At 73.0% G+C, this 20,167-nt stretch carries 15 protein-coding genes; 7 read left to right on the top strand and 8 right to left on the bottom strand.

Going from position 1 to position 20,167, the window contains the following annotated elements:
- Nucleotides 1–77: 77 nt before the first annotated feature.
- Both ACFY7H_RS23100 and secA read right to left on the bottom strand, forming a co-directional pair.
- A complete protein-coding gene (locus ACFY7H_RS23100) occupies nucleotides 78–527 on the bottom strand; it encodes an Rv3235 family protein (RefSeq protein ID WP_388940790.1) in 450 nt (149 codons plus the stop codon).
- 1,570 nt (nucleotides 528–2,097) lie between these two features.
- Nucleotides 2,098–4,893 (bottom strand): preprotein translocase subunit SecA, encoded by a 2,796-nt coding sequence (gene secA / locus ACFY7H_RS23095; protein ID WP_388940787.1) that lies wholly within the window; start codon nucleotides 4,891–4,893, stop codon nucleotides 2,098–2,100.
- A 226-nt stretch (nucleotides 4,894–5,119) separates the two neighbouring features.
- On the opposite strand from secA, the gene ACFY7H_RS23090 reads away from it, so the two are divergent.
- Nucleotides 5,120–5,701, top strand: a complete 582-nt coding sequence (locus tag ACFY7H_RS23090) for a GNAT family N-acetyltransferase (protein WP_388940785.1) — start codon at nucleotides 5,120–5,122, stop codon at nucleotides 5,699–5,701.
- A 15-nt stretch (nucleotides 5,702–5,716) separates the two neighbouring features.
- Nucleotides 5,717–6,877 carry a winged helix-turn-helix domain-containing protein gene (locus ACFY7H_RS23085; RefSeq protein ID WP_388941240.1) on the top strand — a complete coding sequence of 387 codons (1,161 nt, stop codon included), beginning with the start codon at nucleotides 5,717–5,719 and terminating at the stop codon, nucleotides 6,875–6,877.
- A 17-nt stretch (nucleotides 6,878–6,894) separates the two neighbouring features.
- Here ACFY7H_RS23085 and ACFY7H_RS23080 read toward each other — a convergent pair whose 3' ends face one another.
- The 6 genes from ACFY7H_RS23080 to mtrA form a co-directional block, all read right to left on the bottom strand.
- The gene (locus tag ACFY7H_RS23080; RefSeq protein WP_388940782.1) at nucleotides 6,895–7,629 is read right to left on the bottom strand and encodes a response regulator; all 735 of its coding nucleotides are present in this window, start codon (nucleotides 7,627–7,629) and stop codon (nucleotides 6,895–6,897) included.
- Nucleotides 7,630–7,815: 186 nt separating this feature from the next.
- The gene (hpf, locus tag ACFY7H_RS23075; RefSeq protein WP_007264438.1) at nucleotides 7,816–8,511 is read right to left on the bottom strand and encodes a ribosome hibernation-promoting factor, HPF/YfiA family; all 696 of its coding nucleotides are present in this window, start codon (nucleotides 8,509–8,511) and stop codon (nucleotides 7,816–7,818) included.
- A 363-nt stretch (nucleotides 8,512–8,874) separates the two neighbouring features.
- Complete coding sequence (locus ACFY7H_RS23070; protein ID WP_388940778.1) at nucleotides 8,875–9,633, bottom strand: ComF family protein; 759 nt, start codon at nucleotides 9,631–9,633, stop codon at nucleotides 8,875–8,877.
- 76 nt (nucleotides 9,634–9,709) lie between these two features.
- On the bottom strand, nucleotides 9,710–11,590 hold the full coding sequence (locus ACFY7H_RS23065) for an LpqB family beta-propeller domain-containing protein (RefSeq protein ID WP_388940776.1): 1,881 nt from the start codon (nucleotides 11,588–11,590) through the stop codon (nucleotides 9,710–9,712).
- Entirely contained in the window at nucleotides 11,577–13,544 is a 1,968-nt protein-coding gene (gene mtrB / locus ACFY7H_RS23060) for an MtrAB system histidine kinase MtrB (protein WP_388940773.1), read from the bottom strand. Before mtrB ends, ACFY7H_RS23065 begins: the two co-directional genes overlap by 14 nt.
- A 1-nt stretch (nucleotide 13,545) precedes the next feature.
- Nucleotides 13,546–14,235, bottom strand: a complete 690-nt coding sequence (gene mtrA / locus ACFY7H_RS23055; protein WP_189747360.1) for a two-component system response regulator MtrA — start codon at nucleotides 14,233–14,235, stop codon at nucleotides 13,546–13,548.
- A gap of 233 nt (nucleotides 14,236–14,468) precedes the next feature.
- Between mtrA and ACFY7H_RS23050 the strand changes: the two genes are divergently transcribed.
- The 5 genes from ACFY7H_RS23050 to ACFY7H_RS23030 are packed head-to-tail and all read left to right on the top strand — an operon-like array spanning nucleotide 14,469 to nucleotide 19,923.
- Nucleotides 14,469–15,728: a hypothetical protein gene (locus ACFY7H_RS23050; protein WP_388940767.1), complete on the top strand. Its 1,260-nt coding sequence runs from the start codon at nucleotides 14,469–14,471 to the stop codon at nucleotides 15,726–15,728.
- A 7-nt stretch (nucleotides 15,729–15,735) separates the two neighbouring features.
- A complete protein-coding gene (locus tag ACFY7H_RS23045) occupies nucleotides 15,736–16,416 on the top strand; it encodes a DUF4129 domain-containing protein (protein WP_388940764.1) in 681 nt (226 codons plus the stop codon).
- Nucleotides 16,413–17,654 carry a DUF4350 domain-containing protein gene (locus ACFY7H_RS23040; protein ID WP_388940761.1) on the top strand — a complete coding sequence of 414 codons (1,242 nt, stop codon included), beginning with the start codon at nucleotides 16,413–16,415 and terminating at the stop codon, nucleotides 17,652–17,654. Before ACFY7H_RS23045 ends, ACFY7H_RS23040 begins: the two co-directional genes overlap by 4 nt.
- Nucleotides 17,651–18,613, top strand: coding sequence for an AAA family ATPase (locus ACFY7H_RS23035; protein ID WP_388940759.1), 963 nt, complete (start codon nucleotides 17,651–17,653; stop codon nucleotides 18,611–18,613). Before ACFY7H_RS23040 ends, ACFY7H_RS23035 begins: the two co-directional genes overlap by 4 nt.
- The gene (locus tag ACFY7H_RS23030) at nucleotides 18,613–19,923 is read left to right on the top strand and encodes a DUF58 domain-containing protein (RefSeq protein WP_388940756.1); all 1,311 of its coding nucleotides are present in this window, start codon (nucleotides 18,613–18,615) and stop codon (nucleotides 19,921–19,923) included. Before ACFY7H_RS23035 ends, ACFY7H_RS23030 begins: the two co-directional genes overlap by 1 nt.
- Nucleotides 19,924–20,167: the final 244 nt, after the last annotated feature.

Below are 20,167 nucleotides of genomic sequence, written 5' to 3'. Positions count from 1 at the left end.
GCCCTCAGGATACGACTGGCGGGACCGTCGGCGGGGAGGGGTACCCGCGGGTCCCGGCGGGGGCGGCCCGGCGGGCGCTACGGCCGCGGGCCGCGGATCTCGACGGCGGCGCAGCGCCAGCGGCGGTCGGGGCCCTGCTCCAGCCGGAAGGCCATCGCCGAGACCCGGTCCCCCGTCGCGATGCGGGCGAAGGCCTCGATCACCCCGGGGCCGGGGTGGAAACGGCCGCAATGGCGCAGCACCGGGCGCAAGCGGTCGCGCAGCGGTCCGGCGGGCGCCAGGGTCACCAGCTGTTCGTACGCCTCGCCCACGGTGAGACCGAGCAGCGAATGGACGGGGCGCTGACCGCTCAGCACGGCCAGCAGGCGCTCCGCGAACCAGTCGTGCGGGGCGAGCCGGCGCACCTGCCGCGGCCCCCCCGCCGGACGCCGCTGGTCCCGCCGGCCGGCGGGCCGGGTCCGGCTCCCCCCTCCGGGCCTGCTGCGGCTGCCCTCGCCGCCGATGGTGCCGCGCGTGGTGGTGTCCATGGCGATTCCCCCGATCAGACCGAGCCCGGCGGTACCAGGCGGTAACTTGATGCGGGATTTCTACGACCGCCGAACACGCTCCGCAACCGCCCCCGGGCCCCGGCGAAAACCCCGCCCAGGTTCACCTATCCGTGCGACGGCCCCCCACCGCAAAGCCCCGGGCCCCTGCCGGAAAGGGCCCCAGGTGGACGCCGGAACCCGCCGCCCGGGCCGCCCGATGGGGGACGGCCGGTCACCCTTGCGGCGGCAGGGGGAGTGGGGCGGGGCGGGGTGCTGGGGGGCGGGGTTCCGGCGGGGCCGCCTCAGGGCTGGTGCGGGGGTTCCCGTCAGTCCCATCGTCCTTCCGGGGCGTGCCGGTCCCTCAAGGGCGCTCACTTCGTTCGCGTCGCTACGCGATGGCCTTCGGCCACCCTTGACCGACCGGCCCGCCCCGGAAAGCCGAAAGACTGCCGGGAAGCCCCCGAAGGAACGGTCACGGGGCAGGGGAAGGGGAGCAGCTCCCTCAGCGAGGAGACGGCGGGTCGGGCGTCGGCCTGTCCCGCATTCGGGTCTGTGCCCTGCCCGGCCGGGAGCCCGGCCACCCGCACCACACGCCCACCAGACCAGCACGGAAGCCGGTAGGCGCGTCAGATCGCTACGCGCTCCTCCCGGCTTGGCGTCCGACGCCCGTCCTGGGCTGGTACCCGCACCACATGACGACCACAGCCCCATCCGGGAGCGGCGAGCGCGTCAGATCGCTACGCGCTCCTGCCCGAGAGGCGTCTGCGGGCCGCCTGGGGGGACCATGAGCCGCCAGCGCGGAGGATTATCCCTTTTGCTCACATTTGCCAGGCATGGCCGAGACCTGAACAGCTCTTGTCGGAGTCTGCGGTTGAAAAAGGCATTCCCAGACTCCGACAGACGGCCGAGAGGCCCACGAGATGCCTCCGGACGGTCCGTTTCCGCCTCGAAGGACCCCCAAAACTCCTGCGGCGACCCTCTCAGCCCCAGACGGCAATCAGCCGCCGCGAAATGAGGAGCACGTAGCGATCTGACGCGCCTACCGGCTTCCTGTGCTGGTCTGGTCAACATGTGGTGCAGGTATCAGCCCCGGACGGCCGCCGGACGCCAAGCCATGAGGAGCGCGTAGCGATCTGACGCGCCGGGGTGGACCGCCGAGGGTCTTTGGGAGCCCGGATGCCCGGCGGACCGGCACCCGGCCCCTCGCCTCATCACTGAGACACCCGCCCCTCCCATTCCTGCCCCGTGACCGTTCTTTTGGGGGCTTCCCGGCAGTCCTTGTCTTTCCGGGGCGGGACGGCCTGTCAAGGGTGGAGCGAAGCGACATCGCGAAGCGACGCGACGAAGGAGCGCCCTTGAGGGGCCGGCACGAACCGGAAGGACGATGGGACTGACGGGAAACCCCCAAACCAGCCCCGACACCGCCCCGCCGGAACCCCGCCCCCGAAACGCCGACCGACCCCCGCACGCAACCAGGGCCGGACACCCAAGGTGCCCGGCCCCGACCGCCTACTACCTGCTACCTACTACCTGCTACCTACTACCTGCTGCCTGCTGCCCTACCTACCGGCTACTTCTTACGCCGCCGACCGCCCGAGGCCTTCTGCGCCTTGCGGCGCTCCGCGCGGGTCATGCCGTCGCCGCCCGCGGCGTCCGCGTCGAAGTCGCCCTCGATGACGCCGCCCTCACCGTCGACCGTCGGGGCGGAGAAGTGCAGCCGGTCCGGGCGCTGCGGGGCCTCCAGGCCCTTGGCGCGGATCTCCGGGCGCGCCGCCGGGACCGGCTCCTTCACCATGGACGGCGCCGCGGCCTGCACCGGGAGCTCCTCGACCTGCTGCTCGACCTGGACCTCCAGGTTGAACAGGTAGCCGACGGACTCCTCCTTGATGCCTTCCATCATGGCGTTGAACATGTCGAAGCCCTCCCGCTGGTACTCGACCAGCGGGTCCTTCTGGGCCATCGCCCGCAGGCCGATGCCTTCCTGCAGGTAGTCCATCTCGTAGAGGTGCTCGCGCCACTTGCGGTCCAGCACCGACAGCACCACGCGGCGCTCCAGCTCGCGCATGACCTCGGAGCCGAGGGTCTTCTCGCGCGCCTCGTACTGCTGGTGGATGTCGTCCTTGACGGACTCGGCGATGAACTCGGCGGTGATGCCCGCGCGGTCGCCGGCCGCCTCCTCCAGCTCCTCCACCGTCACCTTGATCGGGTAGAGCTGCTTGAAGGCGCCCCACAGACGGTCGAGGTCCCACTCCTCGGCGAAGCCCTCGACCGTCTCGGCCGCGATGTAGGCGTCGATGGTGTCGTCCATGAAGAAGCGCACCTGCTCGTGCAGGTCCTCGCCCTCCAGGACGCGGCGGCGCTCGCCGTAGATGACCTCGCGCTGGCTGTTGAGGACCTCGTCGTACTTCAGGACGTTCTTGCGGGTCTCGAAGTTCTGGGTCTCGACCTGCGACTGGGCGGACGCGATCGCGCGCGTCACCATCTTGTTCTCGATCGGGACGTCGTCCGGCACGTTGGCCATGGACATGACCCGCTCGACCATCTGCGCCTTGAAGAGGCGCATCAGGTCGTCGCCGAGCGACAGGTAGAAGCGGGACTCGCCCGGGTCGCCCTGTCGGCCTGAGCGGCCGCGGAGCTGGTTGTCGATGCGGCGCGACTCGTGGCGCTCGGTGCCCAGCACATACAGCCCTCCGAGCTCCTTTACCTCCTCGAACTCGGCCTTCACGGCCGCCTCGGCCCTGGCGAGCGCCTCGGGCAGGGCGTGTGCCCACTCCTCGATGTGCTCCTCCGGGTCGAGGCCGCGCTGGCGCAGCTCCGCCTCGGCGAGGTCGTCCGGGTTGCCGCCGAGCTTGATGTCGGTACCGCGGCCGGCCATGTTCGTGGCGACCGTGACGGCGCCGCGGCGGCCGGCCTGGGCGACGATCTGTGCCTCGCGCTCGTGCTGCTTGGCGTTGAGCACCTCGTGCGGGATGCCGCGCTTGGAGAGCTGCTGCGAGAGGTACTCGGACTTCTCGACCGAGGTGGTGCCGACGAGGATCGGCTGGCCCTTCTCGTGCTTCTCCGCGATGTCGTCGACGACGGCGGCGAACTTGGCGACCTCGGTGCGGTAGATGAGGTCGGGCTGGTCCTTGCGCTGCATCGAGCGGTTGGTGGGGATCGGGACGACGCCGAGCTTGTAGATCTGGTGGAACTCGGCGGCCTCGGTCATGGCCGTACCGGTCATGCCGGAGAGCTTCGAGTAGAGGCGGAAGAAGTTCTGCAGGGTGATCGTGGCGAGGGTCTGGTTCTCGTCCTTGATGTCCACCCCTTCCTTCGCCTCGATCGCCTGGTGCATGCCCTCGTTGTAGCGGCGGCCGGCGAGGATGCGACCGGTGTGCTCGTCGACGATCATGACCTCGCCGTCGATGACGACGTAGTCCTTGTCGGCCTTGAAGAGTTCCTTGGCCTTGATCGCGTTGTTGAGGTAGCCGACGAGCGGGGTGTTCACCGACTCGTAGAGGTTGTCGATGCCGAGCCAGTCCTCGACCTTGGCGACACCGGCCTCGTGGATGGCGACGGTGCGCTTCTTCTCGTCGACCTCGTAGTCGCCGGTCTCCTCGATGCCCTTGAGCGGGTTGCCCGCCTCGCCCTTGGTCAGGCGGGTGACCAGCTTGGCGAAGTCGGCGTACCACTTGGTGGCCTGGTCGGCCGGGCCGGAGATGATCAGCGGGGTGCGGGCCTCGTCGACGAGGATCGAGTCGACCTCGTCGACCACGGCGAAGTTGTGGCCGCGCTGCACCAGCTCGTCCTTCGACCACGCCATGTTGTCGCGCAGGTAGTCGAAGCCGAACTCGTTGTTCGTGCCGTACGTGATGTCGCAGTCGTACTGCTCGCGGCGCTGGGCCGGCGACATGTTGGCCAGGATGCAGCCGACGTTCAGACCGAGGAACTTGTGAACCCGGCCCATCATCTCGGAGTCGCGCTCGGCGAGGTAGTCGTTCACCGTGATCAGGTGGACGCCCTTGCCCGAGAGGGCGTTCAGGTAGGCGGGGAGGGTGCCGACGAGGGTCTTGCCCTCACCGGTCTTCATCTCGGCGACGTAGCCGAGGTGCAGCGCCGCGCCACCCATGATCTGCACGTCGTAGTGCCGCTGGCCGAGGACGCGCTTGGCGGCCTCGCGGACCGTCGCGAAGGCCTCCGGCAGCAGGTCGTCGAGGCTCTCGCCGTCCTGGTAGCGCTGCTTGTACTCGTCCGTGAGCGCGCGCAACTCGGCGTCGGAGAGGTTGACGAAGTCCTCTTCGATGGAGTTGACCTGGTCCGCGATGCGGTGCAGTTTGCGCAGGATCTTGCCTTCGCCTGCACGCATGAGCTTGTTGAAGACGGACACTGAGGCTGGTCTCCTTGCCGGTCGGGCCTGGGCACTTTACGTAGCCGGGCACGGCAGGTGGGCCCCACCGCAACGGCCATCGTAAGCGAGGACGTGGTCGCGTCGGGAGGTCCGCCGTGTCCGCAGGGCACGGGCGCCCGGAATGAGAACGTACGGGGACCGCATTCGGTGCCGGTGCGAACGAAAACCCCTCGCCCGGGTTACCCCGCTCCGCCACACTCCGTTCATGGAGCCCGTCACGCTGACCACCGAACGCCTCCTGCTGAGGCCCTTCGCCCCCGACGACGCGGAGGAGGTGTACGCCGCCTGCCAGGACCCCGACATCCAGCGCTGGACGGTCGTGCCCTCCCCGTACGAGCGGGCGCACGCGCGCGCCTGGGTGGACGAGATCTCCCCCGGCGGCTGGCGCGAGGACCGCGAGTACGGCTTCGCGGTGCGGCTCGGGGCGCGGGGCCCGCTGGTCGCCGCCGTGGGCGTGCACGTGCGCGGCCCCCAGACGTACGAGGTCGGCTACTGGGCCGCCGCGGAGCACCGCGGCCGCGGCTACATGACGGAGGCCCTCGGCGGGGTCGCCCGCTGGCTGTTCACCGAGGTCGGCGCCGGCCGGCTGGAGTGGCGCGCCGCCGTGGGCAACGCGGCCTCGCGGGCCGTCGCGGAAAGGGCCGGTTTCCGCGTCGAGGGCACCCTGCGCGCCGCGCTCGACCTGCGCGGCACCCTGCGCGACTGCTGGGTCGGCGCCCTGCTGCCCGGCGACCTCGGCCTGCCCTCGCCCCTCCCGTACCTGCCCGCTGTCAGTGCCGCCCCCTAGGCTCGCGGCATGACGATGCTCTCGCTGTCCGCCGACGAGGCGCGCCGGATCGCCCTGCGTGCGCAGGGGTTCCTCGGGGCGCCCGACCGCCGGGGCGGCGTCCGGGGGGTGCTGCGCCATCTGGGCGCCGTGCAACTGGACACCATCTCGGTACTGGCCCGTTCGCACGAGCTGATCCCGTACGCGCGCCTGGGCGCGGTGGGCCGGGAGGCGGTGGAGAAGGCGTACTGGAGCGACAGTCACGCCTTCGAGTACTGGTCGCACGCGGCGTGCATCCTGCCGATCGAGGAGTGGCCGCACTTCGCGTTCCGCCGCCGGGAGCGCCGGGCGCGCGGCCACCGCTGGCACGTGCTCCAGGACAAGGAGCTCTCGACGCGGGCGGTCCTGGACCGGCTGAAGGCGGACGGCCCGCTGACCTCCACCGAGCTGGGCGGCGCGAAGAACGGCGGCGAGTGGTTCGAGTGGTCCGAGACCAAGATCGCCGTGGAGTGGCTGCTCGACACCGGTGAGGTGGTCTGCTGCGAGCGGCGCGGCTGGAAGCGGGTCTACGACCTGGCCGAGCGGGCCGTGCCGGACGCCCTGCTCCACGACGACCTGGACGACCGCGAGTGCCTGCGCCGCCTGGTCGCGCTGGCCGGGCAGTCCCTGGGGGTGGGCACCCGCGCCGACATCGCGGACTACCACCGGCTCAAGGGGGAGCAGGTCGACGCGGTGATCGCGGACTCCGGGCTGGTGCCGGTGACGGTGGAGGGCTGGGGCAGGCCCGCCTGGGCGGATCCCGCCGCGCTGGCCACCGCCCCGCGCGGCCGCCACCGTACGACGCTGCTGTCCCCGTTCGACTCGCTGGTGTGGGACCGTCCCCGCACCGAGCGGATCTTCGGGTTCACGCACCGCCTGGAGGCGTACGTCCCCAAACCGAAGCGGATACACGGGTACTTCGCGATGCCGCTGCTGGCCGGCGGCCGGCTCCAGGGGCGCGTCGACCCGGGCCGTGAGGGCCGCACGCTGGTGGCCCGCCAGCTCTCGCTGGCCTCGCCCGGGGCGGCGGGCGCGATGGCCGAGGCCCTGTGGGAGGCCGCCCGGTGGGTGGGGTGCGAGGAGGTACGGGTGGAGCGCGCGCAGGACGCCCGGGAGGCGGCGGCCGTCTCGGCGGAACTGGCCGCCCGGCGGCCCTGAGGGCTGCCCCGGGGCGGTTAGCGGATCTCCAGGATCTTCTCCCGCATCGCGTACACGACGGCCTCCATCCGGGAGTGCAGCTGGAGCTTCTCCAGGATGTTGCGCACGTGGTTCTTCACGGTGTTCTCGGAGATGAACAGCTGTTTGGCGATGTCCCGGTTGTTCATCCCCGTGGCCACCAGCTTGAGGACCTCCAGCTCCCGGTCGGTCAGCCGCGGTGCCGGGACCAGCCGCCGTTCGTCGGTGCGCTGGATCATCGACTTGAACTCGGTGAGCAGCTTCGACGCCATGGAGGGGCTGATCTGCGACTGCCCGTCGGCGACCGCGCGGATCGCCGTGGCGACCTCGTCCGTGGAGATCTCCTTGAGCAGGTACCCGGTGGCGCCCGCCTTGATGGCGTCGTAGAGGTCCGCTTCCTCGTCGCTGATCGTCAGCATGATGATCTTCGCGGAGGGGGCGACCTCCTTGATCGAGGTGCACGCCTCGATCCCGCCGCGCCGCGGCATCCGTACGTCCATCAGCACGATGTCCGGCAGCAGGTCGGCGGCCTTGTCCACGGCCTCCGCCCCGTCCCCGGCCTCGCCGACGACCTGGATGTCCTCCTCCTGGGCGAGGACGATCTCCAGTCCGCGCCGGAAGAGGGCGTGGTCGTCGACCACGAGCACCCGGATCGGCTCACCGGCCGGGCCCTGCGCGCCACGGCAGCCGGCACCGTCGTCGTCACCGCGCGCCGGCCCGAAGCTGTCCGCCATCGTTCCTCCCCCTGCATGTGCTGAGCTGCTGGGCCAACCCGGCGGGGTCGGCCGCCGGTTGACTGCCCGACATGATTCCATGCCCGCGCTGCGGGTCGGGGTTCTGGCGAAATCCGTATGGCTCATACGAGTCATACGGGCGCCCCCGCGGAACGCCGTGCGTTCCGCGGGGGCAACGGTTGATTTTCAGCCTCCGAGCGCGCCGCCCGCGCCCGCTCCGGAGGGCTCCGAGCTCGACGCGCCGTCGGGGTCCACGTGGATCACGCCGTAGTCGTAGGCGTGGCGGCGGTAGACGACGCTGGGCATCTTGGTCTCGGAGTCGACGAACAGATAGAAGTCGTGGCCGACCAGTTCCATTTCGTACAGAGCCTGGTCGAGTGACATCGGCCGGGCCGAGTGGGTCTTCTCCCGGACGATGAGAGGGCCTTCGCCCTGGACTTCGAGGGAGCCGATCCGCTTGACCGGAACCCCTTCCTCCATGTCCTCGTAGACCGGCTCGCCGTTGCTGTTGAGGGTGGCGACGCCCGGCACGCGGTCGGCGACCTCGGCCGCCGAGAGCCGTCCGGTGCCACGGCGGGTGAAGCGCTTGTCGTGCTGCTTGCGCAGCCGGGCCTCCAGCTTGTCCTGTGCCAGGTCGAGCGCCGCGTACGGGTCGGCGGCGGCGGCCTCGGCACGGATCACCGGGCCCCGCGAGTGCAGAGTGATCTCCACGCGGTCGGAACGGTCGGCCTGCCGCGGGTTGTGCTCCTTGGACACCTCGACGTCCAAGCTGATCACCTTGGCGTCGAGCTTCTGGATCCGCTCCGGATTCAGCTTCTCGGCCACGTGCTTGCGGAACCGCTCGGGCACCTCGGTCTTGCGGCCCTTGACGACGATGTCCACGCAGAACTCCGTTCCCGGAGACCTCCGCCACCAACGGCGAAGCGTCTCCCTTTCGCACCAGGCTCCGGTGAACACCGGAGCCTCGGACTTGGCGACTTTCACCTCCTCCTCCCCCATCGGCAAGATCTACATCCCACCGACTTCGGAGTAGAGAGAGCCCCCCTCACAGGTACTGATACGAAGATTCCAATAAACAGACGGACTGGTGCTCCGATACCCGGGGCCGAAGGATCGCCAGTTCCTCACAACCGAACATATCTCTCAAAGGCGGTTCTCGGCACCCGCTACCGGAACGTACCTCCGATCAGGTGGGCGTTCCCTCTTACTACCTGCAACGATGCGCATTCCCCCGGGGTTCCAAATCTATTCACGGGTTTGTGCTCTGTCCGGGTTGCCGTCCGGGCCGCGGCCGCCCGGGACCCCCGGGAAGGACCGCGCGGGCGCCGCCACCACGGCCGCCGCGTCCGCCCGCAGGCCCGCCGCGCGCAGCGCCCGGGCCGCCTCCGCGAGCGTCGCTCCGGTGGTGATCACGTCGTCCACGAGCACGATCCGAGCGCCGGCGGCCAGCGCGGCCCCGCCCGGACGGACCTCCAGTGCGCCCGCGAGGTTCTCCTGCCGCTCCCGCGCACCCAGCCCCGCCTGGTCCGCGACGGCCCGCCGCAGCCGCAGTACGGGCGCCACGCGCGCGGGCGCCCCGGCCCGGCGCAGCCGCGCGGACGCGGCCAGGGCGATCCGCCGCGCCGGGTCGTGCCCGCGCGCCCGCACCGCCCGCCGCGCGGACGGCACCGGGACCAGGACGAGCTCCGCCCCGCGCGCCCCGCCGTCCCCCGCACGGGCCACGGCCGCCGCGAGGGCGGCCCCGAGCGGGCCGGCCAGGGGCAGTGCCCCGCGCTCCTTGTGGGCCAGTACGACGGCCCGTACGGCCCCCTCGTAGCGGGCCCCCGCGTACACCGCGGGCAGCCCGGCCGGGCCCCGGGGGCGCGCCACCGGACGCACCCTCCCCGCGCCCGTCCCGCTCAGGGCGTACCGGCACGCCCCGCACAGCAGCACGCGCCCGGCCCCGCAGCCGGCGCACTCCGCCGGCAGGACCAGCCCGGCCAGCTCCCGCCACCACTCCCGCACCCGTCCACCCTGACGGGCCGCGCGCAAGCCCGCGACCCCTGTGGACGGCCGCCGCGGCGGGGTGCCGCCCCGCACGTCAGCCCGGGTACACCGGGGCCCGGGCTCCCGCCGCCACGGTCCGCCACTGCGCGCCCGACGGCAGCCACACGATGCCGTCCTCGCTGGAGGCGGCGACCACGGGCTTGCTCTCGTCCTCCGAGGCCGCGATCGCGCTCAGCCCCGTGGCCCCGGGCAGGCTCGCGGCGACCATCGATCCGTCGGCCAGCATGTAGCGGGCCTGGTCGACGCCGCCGCTCTCGCGGCCCACCACCAGCAGCCGGCCGTGCGGCGCCCAGCTCATCGCCGTCACCTCCGCCATCTGGGGAGCCGCGGGGCGCAGCTCGCGCACCGAGACCCGCGAGGAGTCCCCCTTGCCCTCGGGCCGCTCGATCCGCCCGATGAACAGGTTCTTGCGGCCGCCCTCCTTCTCCACGAGCAGCGCGATGCGCACCCCGTCGGAGGAGGCCTTCAGCCCGCTGATCCGGCCACCGTCGAGCCCGGTGACGTCCACCTTCTGCGGGGTGCCGGTACCACCCGGCACCCGCCACAGGCCCTGGCTCTGCGGGTCGAGGTCCGCGATCCACAGGTCGCCCCGCGCGTCCCAGCTCGGCGCGGTGAGCTTCCCGGACTTGCTGGACAGCAGCGGCTGCTGCGGCATGGGGCCCGCCGTCGTCAGGGTCACCACGAACAGGTTGTGCCCGTCCCGGGAGACGACCGCGGCACGCTTCTCGTCGTACGTCACGGCCGCCGACCCCACTTTGAAACCGGCGGCGGTGGCCAGCGGACCGGGGGCCGGCTCCGGCTTGTCCTGCTGCTGCTCCTCGCTGTTGGCGTCGAGCATCAGCCGCACGAGCCTGTCGTCCTTGTCGACGTAGTACTGGTGCTCGGGCGCCGGCGGGCGGTTGGCGATGCCCGCGGCCGCCGAGCCGGTGACCCAGCACGCCGATGCCTTGCCGTCGGGGCGCAGCAGTTCGACCCGGTCCAGCTTGGAGCTCGTCAGGTCACGGACGGTGTAGAGGATTTGGGTGGCCATCTTCTGGCACTGCGGCTGCGCGACGTTCGCGGCGATGGGGTTGAGCGGGACGCGCAGGGTGTTCTGGCCGTCGTACGAGAGCGACTTGGTGCCCTCGCGCAGTTCGCTGCCGGTGGGGAAGGCGGTGGAGACGACCGGGCCGAGCCACTTGGAGGGCCCGGCCAGCAGGGACTGGACGGTCTGCGTGGTCGGGTCCCGGCGGGAGTCGGGGTCGGTGCGCTGGCGCACGTACACCGGGTCGGTGACGAGCGAGTTCCCGGCGAAGTAGTACTTGTTGACGGGCTTGTAGATGCGCTGGAAGTCGGACTCGCTCAGGACGAGGCCGCTGGGCGGGGTCGCGATCCGCCACTGCTTGTTGACCTGGACCAGCTGGAGGTACTCCTCGTAGCGTCCGCCGCCGGTCTCCGGCTGGTACGCGCTGCGCTCGTCCACGGTCGCGAGCTTCTTGCCGTAGATCTTCCAGCGCGGTTCCTCGGACTCCTTGTCCCCCGGGGCGGGGACCCGGCCGAGGCCCGCCGAGAGCACGGTGACGGCCGAGCCGGGCCGCCAGTTGTCCGCGGCGTCCTGGGTGAGGTACTTGCGGGCGGTCGCCAGCTGCGGGTCGTCGCTGGTCATGGCCTCCAGGAAGCCGTCGACGATGTCGGCCGGGCTGGCCTTGTCGGCCGGCGGCACACCGAAGACGCGGACCTGCGAGTCGACGCCCTGGGAGGCCTCCACCCGGCGGATCTCGCCCCGGTCGGGCATGGAGGCGCAGCCGCCGATCAGCAGTCCGACGGCCGCCAGGGCCGGCGCGACCAGGGCGCCCCGGTGCCGCCGGGCCGTCCCGGCCCGTTCGCCCCGTAGGCGGCCCCGTACGCCTGCCGGCGCGCGCTCAGCGTCCTCCACCGGATCCATCCTCCTGTGCTGCGCTCTGATCGGCGGGCCTGGCCACGACCCGGGAGCCGTTGCCGGGCAGCGCCGTGGGGTCGGCGGGCACCGGCTGGGCGGTGGCGACCGCCGGCCTGGGCGGTATCGGGTCGCGGTCGGGCCGCTCGGTGCGGCCGTCGGGCTTCGTGCCGGGTCCGCCGGGCCCGCCCGCGCGTCCGGGGTCGCCGGCGGCGGCCTTGGCGCGGTTGGCCCGGGAGTCCTCGGGCTCCAGCGGGATCGGGGATCCGCGCAGGGGCTCGTCGGCGGTCCGGGGCAGGGTCAGGCGGAACTGGGAGCCCCCGCCGGGCTCGCCCCAGGCCTGGAGCCAGCCGCCGTGCAGGCGGGCGTCCTCGACGGCGATGGACAGGCCGAGGCCGGTGCCGCCGGTCGTGCGCGCCCGCGCCGGGTCGGCCCGCCAGAAGCGGTTGAAGACGCGGGTGGCCTCGCCGGGCTTGAGCCCGACCCCGTAGTCGCGGACGGCGACCGCGACGGCCCCGCCGGCCGAGGCCAGCCGCACCACCACGTCGCGGCCCTCGCCGTGCTCGACGGCGTTGACCACGAGGTTGCGCAGGACCCGCTCCACGCGCCGGGCATCGGCCTCGGCTATGACGGGCTGGGTGTCGCCGAGGACCCGGATCCGGGTGCCCTTGTGCTCCGCGAGCGGTTCGGCGCCGTCGATGACGCGGCGTACGACGTCCCGCAGGTCGATGGGCTCGGCCTGGAGGTCGGCGGCGCCCGCGTCGAAGCGGCTGATCTCCAGCAGGTCGGCGAGCAGAGACTCGAACCGGTCGAGCTGCCCGGCCAGGAGTTCGGCGGAACGGGCGGTGACGGGGTCGAAGTCGACCCGCGCGTCGTGGATGACGTCGGCGGCCATCCGGACCGTCGTGAGGGGGGTCCGCAGCTCGTGCGAGACGTCCGAGACGAACCGGCGCTGCAGCCGGGACAGGTCCTCCAGCTGCTGGATCTTGCTCTGGAGGTTCTGCGCCATCTTGTTGAAGGCCTCGCCCAGACGGGCGATGTCGTCCTCGCCGGTGACCTTCATCCGCTCCTGGAGCCGCCCGGCCGAGAGCCGCTCGGCGATCCCGGCGGCCATCCGGACCGGAGTGACGACCTGGCGCACCACGAGCCAGGCGATGGCGCCGAGCAGCACGACCACGAACACGCCGGCCGTGGCGATGGTGACCTTGACCAGGTTGAGGGACTCCTCCTCCTGGGTCAGCGGGAAGAGGTAGTACAGGTCGTACGGGTCGCCGTTGATGTCGGTGAGCCGCTTGCCGATGACCAGCGCGGGCGCCGGGGGCTTCTCCCCGGCCCCGGCGGTGTACCGGATCTGCCAGAACGTCTTGAAAGTGCCGGTGGCGTGGTTGACGGAGCGGCGCAGCGCCGGCGGGACGCTCGCGGTCGGATCGACGTTCCCGGAGGCGCGGGCGCCCTTGACTCCCTGGGCGCCCGGTGCGGCCTGCTCGCCGGTGCCGGCGCCGAGCGCGACCACCTCGAAGGCGGTCTGGCCGCCGCTGGCGAGCTGTTTGACGAGCGAGTTCATCCAGGTGCTGGCGTCCCTGCCGACCTTGTTGTCGGTGGCGTCGGGCCCGTCGGCGGCGAAGGGGGTGTTGGCCTTCTCCTGTGCGACCGCGAACCCTCCGGCGGCCTGGCTCTGGGCGGCTTCCTCCTTGGCGTCGAGGAGCCCCTTGGAGACCTGGGCGATGACGACGAAGCCGAGCGCGAGGACCACGGCGAGCGACATCAGCAGGGTGGCGGCGACCACCCGGAGCTGGATGTTGCGCCGCCAGATCCGGACAGCCGGAAGCAGCGGCCGGCGTACGAGGCGTACGCACAGCCGCAGGAGGGGGCCGCCGGGTGCTCCGTCCTGGAGCAGCCGGGCGCCCCGCAGGGCTCCCCGGCGGGAGCCGCCCCGGGCCTTGCCGGGCTGCACGTCAGCTGGGTCCGGCCTTGTAGCCGACACCGCGCACCGTCACGACGATCTCGGGGCGCTCCGGGTCCTTCTCGACCTTGGAGCGCAGGCGCTGCACGTGCACGTTGACCAGGCGGGTGTCCGCCGCGTGCCGGTAGCCCCAGACCTGCTCCAGCAGCACCTCGCGGGTGAAGACCTGCCAGGGCTTGCGGGCGAGGGCGACCAGCAGGTCGAACTCCAGCGGAGTCAGCGCGATGGAGGCGCCGTCGCGCTTGACCGAGTGCCCCGCCACGTCGATGACCAGGTCACCGATGGCGAGCTGCTCGGGCGCGGGCTCCTCCGACCGGCGCAGACGCGCCCTGATACGGGCCACCAGCTCCTTCGGCTTGAACGGCTTGACGATGTAGTCGTCGGCGCCGGACTCCAGGCCGACCACCACGTCCACCGTGTCGCTCTTGGCGGTGAGCATGACAATAGGCACGCCCGACTCGGCCCGGATCAGCCTGCACACCTCTATGCCGTCCCGTCCGGGCAGCATGAGGTCGAGCAGCACGAGGTCCGGCTTGGCCTCCCGGAAGGCAGCCAGTGCCTTGTCACCGTCCGCTACGAACGACGGCTCAAAACCTTCTCCACGCAGCACAATGCCGAGCATCTCGGCCAGCGCGGTGTCGTCGTCGACGACAAGGACGCGTCCCTTCATGGTTGACATCATCCCATTAGCTAATCGTTACCCGGCGGTGAGCTGCCCCACAGCCAAAAGGGCTGGAAATCGCCCCTCGGACCTGCGTGGAGATCAGGACGCCCAGTCTGCCCCGGATCCGCGCGACAATTGAAGGGCGGGCGGAGCGGGATCCGGGGGACGGCCGGTCCCCGCGGAGCGCCCCCATGGCACGATGGCAGCCGACCAGCGCGCCCGCCACGGCAGGTGCACGTGAAGGAGCGACGATGAACGACTCTCCGGGCTGGGCCGCGCCCGGATCCCCGTCCGACGGCCAGGGCTCCGACGCCGGCCGGCCGGCCGCCCAGCCGTCCGGCACCGCCCCCGGCGAGGGCACCGGCTCCGGCGAGGGCACCGCCCCCGGCGCCGGCAGCAAGTGGTCCGCCGCCCAGCCGCCGCCCGGCCAGTGGTCGAGCCCCGCGCCCGGCCCCGCCCCGCAGCCCGCCCCGAACCCGCAGCAGCGGCAGAACCCCGGCTGGGGAACGCAGCCCGGCAACCCGTACCCGGGCGGCTGGGACAGCACCCCGCCCGCCGCCAAGCCCGGCGTGATCCCCCTGCGCCCCCTGGGCCTGGGCGAGATCCTCGACGGCGCGGTCAGCACCCTGCGCGGCCACTGGCGTCCCGTGCTCTCCGTCAGCCTGGTAGTCGCCGCCCTCACCCAGATCGTCCTGCTCCTCGTCCAGCGCGCCTGGCTGGACGGCCTCCCGGTCGCCGACGAAGACCTCACCCGGGCCCAGGCCACCGAGGTCATGGGCAACACCGCCCTGTTCTACGCCCTCCAGTACTTCCTGGAAATCCTCGGGCTGCTCCTGATCACCGCCCTGCTGGCACCCGTCGTCAGCCGCGCCGTCCTCGGCCAGGCGTCCACCGTCTCCGGCACCCTGAAGGCCGTACGCCCGCTCGCCCCCCGCATGCTCGCCCTGACCGGCCTGCTGCTCCTCGGCTCCGTCGCCGCCGTCCTGCTCCCGATGCTCCCGGGCATCCTCGCGGGCAGCGCCCTGCTGACCGCCCTCGGCGTCCCCTTCGGCTTCGTGCTCCTGGCCTGGTTCTACGTGACCTTCGCGCTGGCCCCGCCCGCGCTGATGCTGGAACGCGGCTCGGCGGTCACCGCCCTCAAACGGTCCACGAAGCTGGTCAAGGGCTCCTGGTGGCGGATCTTCGGCATCAGCCTGCTGATCTGGGCGATCCGCACCATCACCGCCATGGTGATCGTGACGCCCTTCGTGGGCGTCGCCCTCCTCGCCGCCCCCGAAGGCCTCACCAGCCTCTTCAACGGCTCCGCCGCACCGAGCTGGGCCTTCCTGATCATCAGCGCGATCGGCGGGGTCGTCGGCGCCACCGTCACCGTGCCCATGCAGACCGGCGTCACGACCCTCCTCTACATCGACCAGCGCATCCGCCGCGAGGCCCTCGACCTGGAGCTCGCCCGCGCCGCCGGCCTGGACGGCTACGGCGCCACGAGCCCCGCCGACCGGCCCGCGGGCTGACCCACCGATGAGCACGGGGGGACTCATCACCACCAGCACCGCGGCCCTGCTGCCCGCCGCCGAGACACCGCCGCTGACCACCCCGCGCGAGGCCGCCCGCGAGGCGGCCGAACGCGAGCTGGCCGAGCCCGCCTACCACCAGGAGGAGCCCGGGCTGCTGGAGCGCGCCCTGGACCGCTTCTGGGAGTGGCTCGGGGACGTCCTCGACGGGGCCTCCGGAGTCGCCCCCGGCGGCTGGGCCGGCCTCCTCGCCATCGCCGTGGTGCTCGTCCTCCTCATCGCCGCCCTCTGGTGGCGGCTCGGCACCCCCCGCCGCACCGCCACCGGCCCCGGCACCCTCTTCGACGAAGGCCCTCGCAGCGCCTCCGACCACCGCACCGCCGCCGACGCCCACGCCGCGGCCGGCCGCTGGAACGAGGCCGTCCAGGAACGCATGCGCGCCGTCGTCCGCTCCCTCGAGGAACGCACCCTCCTCGACCCCCGCCCCGGCCGCACCGCCGACGAAGCCGCCGCCGAAGCCGCCCGCTCCCTCCCCGAGCACGCCGCCGCCCTCCGCTCCGCCGCACGCGCCTTCGACGACGTCACCTACGGCGGCCGCACCGCCGACCCCGACGCCTACGCCCGCCTGCGCACACTCGACCTCGCCCTGGAACGCGCCAAGCCGCTCCTGACGGGACCCACCGTATGACCGGCCCCACGGACCCCACCCCGGCCCCCGCCACCCCGTACGGGCCCGGCAGGGGCGACGGTCGGACCTCCACCGCCCCCAGCGGCGCCCAGCTCTGGGCCCGCGCCCGCGGCCCGCTCCTCGCACTCGGCATCCTCCTCGCCGCCGCCGTCCTCCTCGCCGGACTCCAGGCCGGCGACCACCACGGCCGCCTCGACCCGCGCTCCGCCGACCGCGACGGCAGCCGCGCCATCGCCCAGCTCCTCAAGGAGCGCGGCGTCACCACCCGCGTGGTCACCAGCGCGACCGACGCCGCCGCCGCGGCCGGCCCCGGAACCACCCTGCTCATCACCGACCCCGACCTCCTCGGCGAACCCCAGCGACGCGCCGTCCACTCCGCCATGGACCGCTCCGGCGGCCGCACCGTCCTCATCGCCCCCAGCGGCCCCGGCCTCCCCGACCTGGCCCCCGCCACCCACACCGAGTCCTCCGCCCACGGCGACGACCTCGACCCCGCCTGCGCCCTGCCCGCCGCCACCACCGCCGGCCGCGCCGGCACCGGCGGCGGCCTCAGCTACGGAACCGGCCACCCCGGAGCCACCGCCTGCTACCCCAGCGACGGCCACCCCACCGTCCTCGTACTCCCCGGCACCGCCAAGGGTGGCGACACCGTCCTCCTCGGCTCCGAGAGGATCCTGCTCAACCGGCACCTCGCCGAGGAAGGCAACGCCTCCCTCGCCCTCCAGCTCCTCGGCTCCCGCCCCGGCCTCGTCTGGTACCTGCCCACCCTCGCGGACATGCCCGCCGACGGCCCCGCCGAGGAGAAGAGCCTCCTCGACCTCGTCCCGTCCGGCTGGCTCTGGGCACTGCTCCAGCTGTTCGTCGCCGCCGCCCTCGCCGCCCTCTGGCGCGCCCGCCGCCTCGGCCCCCTCGTCACCGAGAACCTGCCCGTCGCCATCCGCGCCTCCGAGACCACCGAGGGCCGCGCCCGCCTCTACCGCAAGGCCTCCGCCCGCGACCGCGCCGCCACCGTGCTGCGCGCCGCCGCCCGCGAACGCCTCGCCGCGCTGGTCGGCGTACCGCCCGCCCAGGCCCACGACCCCGCCGCCCTGGTCCCCGCCGTCACCGCCCGCCTGACCCGCACGGCCGGACCCGACACGGCCACCACCCTCTTCGGCACCACCCCCGCAGACGACGCGGCACTCGTCGCGCTCGCCGACCACCTCGACGCCCTCGAAAGAGAGGTCCGCACCTCATGACGGCCACCACGGACAGCGCCCGCTCCTCCCTGGAAGCGCTCCGCACCGAGATCGCGAAGGCCGTGGTCGGCCAGGACTCCGCCGTCACCGGCCTCGTCGTCGCACTCCTGTGCCGCGGCCACGTCCTCCTCGAAGGCGTCCCCGGCGTCGCCAAGACCCTCCTCGTCCGCGCCCTCGCGGCCTCCCTCGCACTCGACACCAAGCGCGTCCAGTTCACCCCCGACCTGATGCCGAGCGACGTCACCGGCTCCCTCGTCTACGACGCCCGCACCGCCGAGTTCTCCTTCCAGGACGGCCCCGTCTTCACCAACCTCCTCCTCGCGGACGAGATCAACCGCACGCCCCCCAAGACCCAGTCCTCGCTCCTCGAGGCGATGGAGGAGCGTCAGGTCACCGTCGACGGCACCCCGCGCCGGCTCCCCGAACCCTTCCTCGTCGCCGCCACCATGAACCCCGTCGAGTACGAGGGCACGTACCCCCTCCCCGAAGCCCAGCTGGACCGCTTCCTCCTCAAGCTCACCGTCCCCCTGCCCTCCCGCGAGGACGAGATCGGCGTCCTGACCCGGCACGCCGCCGGCTTCGACCCGCGCGACCTGCACGCGGCGGGCATCCGCCCCGTCGCCGGCGCCCAGGAGCTCGAAGCCGCCCGCAAGGCCGTCGAGGAGACCACCGTCTCCCCCGAGATCACCGCCTACGTCGTCGACATCTGCCGCGCCACCCGCGAATCGCCCTCCCTGACCCTCGGCGTCTCCCCCCGCGGCGCGACCGCCCTCCTGGCCACGTCCCGCGCCTGGGCCTGGCTCACCGGCCGCGACTACGTCACCCCCGACGACGTGAAGGCCCTCGCCCTGCCCACCCTGCGCCACCGCGTGCAGCTGCGCCCGGAAGCCGAAATGGAGGGCGTCACCGCCGACGCGGTCATCTCCGCGATCCTCACCCACGTCCCCGTCCCCCGCTGATGGCCCTCACCGGACGCGCCGCCCTGCTCGCGGCACTCGGCAGCCTCCCCGTCGGCATCCTCGAACCGAGCTGGACGGGCCTCCTCGCCGTCAACGGCACCCTCGGCCTCGCCTGCGCCGTCGACTACGCCCTCGCCGCCCCCGTACGCGGCCTGCGGCTCACCCGAACGGGTGCCACCACGGTCCGCCTCGGCGACACCGCCGACGTCCACCTCACCGTCACCAACCCCGGCACCCGCACACTGCGCGCCCGTCTCCGCGACGCCTGGCCCCCCAGCAGCTGGCAGCCCGGCACCGAGACGGCCGCCTCCCGCCACGCGCTGACCGTCCCCGCGGGGGAACGCCGCCGCCTCACGACCCGCCTGCGCCCCACCCGGCGCGGCGACCGCAAGGCCGCGCTCGTCACCGTCCGCTCGTACGGCCCGCTCGGCCTGTGGGCCCGCCAGGGCTCCCACGACGTCCCCTGGACGGTCCGCGTCCTGCCGCCCTTCACCAGCCGCAAGCACCTCCCGTCCCGCCTCGCGCGCCTGCGCGAACTCGACGGCCGCACCAGCCTGCTGACGCGCGGTGAGGGCACCGAGTTCGACAGCCTGCGCGACTACGTCCCGGGCGACGACACCCGCTCCATCGACTGGCGCGCCACCGCCCGCCGGCAGGAGGTCGCCGTCCGCACCTGGCGGCCCGAACGCGATCGCCACATCCTGATCTGCCTCGACACCGGCCGCACCTCGGCCGGACGCGTCGGCGACGCACCCCGACTGGACTCCGCCATGGACGCCGCCCTGCTGCTGGCCGCCCTGGCGACGCGCGCCGGCGACCGCGTCGACCTGCTGGCCCACGGCCGCCGCCCCCGCGCCCAGGTCCAGGGCCGCTCCGCCGCAGACACCCTCCCGGCCTTCGTGAACGCCATGGCCGGCCTCGAACCGGAACTCGTCGAGACCGACTCCCGCACCCTGGTCTCCACCATCCTCCGCAGCGCCCCGCGCCGCTCGCTGGTGGTCCTCCTGACGACCCTCGACGCGGCCCCCGTCGAAGAGGGCCTGCTGCCGCTCCTCCCCCGGCTCACCCAGCGCCACACGGTCATCCTGGCCTCGGTGGCGGACCCCCACATCGCCGCGATGGCCGCCGCACGCGGTTCCCTGGACGCCGTCTACGAGGCCGCGGCCGCCACCCAGACCCAGTCCCAGCGCCGCCGCACGGCGGAGCAGCTCACCCGCCACGGCGTCCACGTCGTCGACGCCACCCCGGACACCCTGGCCCCCGCCCTGGCGGACACCTACCTCGCCCTGAAGGCCGCCGGCCGCCTGTAGCCTCCGGTGGTGTTCGGTGACACCGATGGACAGGCTGGTCGGGCACCCACCAGAACGCCACGAACATGGGGGATCCGGTGACCGGCCTGACCAAGGTGGTGAAGCGGGCCGGCCACTCCGACGCCGGTACGGCGCCCGGAAAACGGCCCTGAACGCAGAAAAGCCCCGCACCAGAAGGTGCGGGGCTTTCCCACAATGATTGTTCGGCGGCGTCCTACTCTCCCACAGGGTCCCCCCTGCAGTA

Origin of the sequence: Streptomyces sp. NPDC012794, from assembly GCF_042901085.1 — a bacterium.
Lineage (GTDB): Bacteria > Actinomycetota > Actinomycetes > Streptomycetales > Streptomycetaceae > Streptomyces.
Note: the sequence above shows the minus strand (reverse complement) of the source record. Positions and strands in the feature narration are given on the sequence as shown.

Coding starts and splice junctions, on each gene's coding strand:
- ACFY7H_RS23045 (WP_388940764.1), top strand. CDS start 15,736: ATGAGCACGGGGGGACTCATCACCACCAGCACCGCGGCCCTGCTGCCC.
- ACFY7H_RS23090 (WP_388940785.1), top strand. CDS start 5,120: ATGGAGCCCGTCACGCTGACCACCGAACGCCTCCTGCTGAGGCCCTTC.
- ACFY7H_RS23085 (WP_388941240.1), top strand. CDS start 5,717: ATGCTCTCGCTGTCCGCCGACGAGGCGCGCCGGATCGCCCTGCGTGCG.
- ACFY7H_RS23100 (WP_388940790.1), bottom strand. CDS start 527: ATGGACACCACCACGCGCGGCACCATCGGCGGCGAGGGCAGCCGCAGC.
- ACFY7H_RS23050 (WP_388940767.1), top strand. CDS start 14,469: ATGAACGACTCTCCGGGCTGGGCCGCGCCCGGATCCCCGTCCGACGGC.
- mtrA (WP_189747360.1), bottom strand. CDS start 14,235: ATGATGTCAACCATGAAGGGACGCGTCCTTGTCGTCGACGACGACACC.
- ACFY7H_RS23080 (WP_388940782.1), bottom strand. CDS start 7,629: ATGGCGGACAGCTTCGGGCCGGCGCGCGGTGACGACGACGGTGCCGGC.
- ACFY7H_RS23030 (WP_388940756.1), top strand. CDS start 18,613: ATGGCCCTCACCGGACGCGCCGCCCTGCTCGCGGCACTCGGCAGCCTC.
- ACFY7H_RS23040 (WP_388940761.1), top strand. CDS start 16,413: ATGACCGGCCCCACGGACCCCACCCCGGCCCCCGCCACCCCGTACGGG.
- ACFY7H_RS23035 (WP_388940759.1), top strand. CDS start 17,651: ATGACGGCCACCACGGACAGCGCCCGCTCCTCCCTGGAAGCGCTCCGC.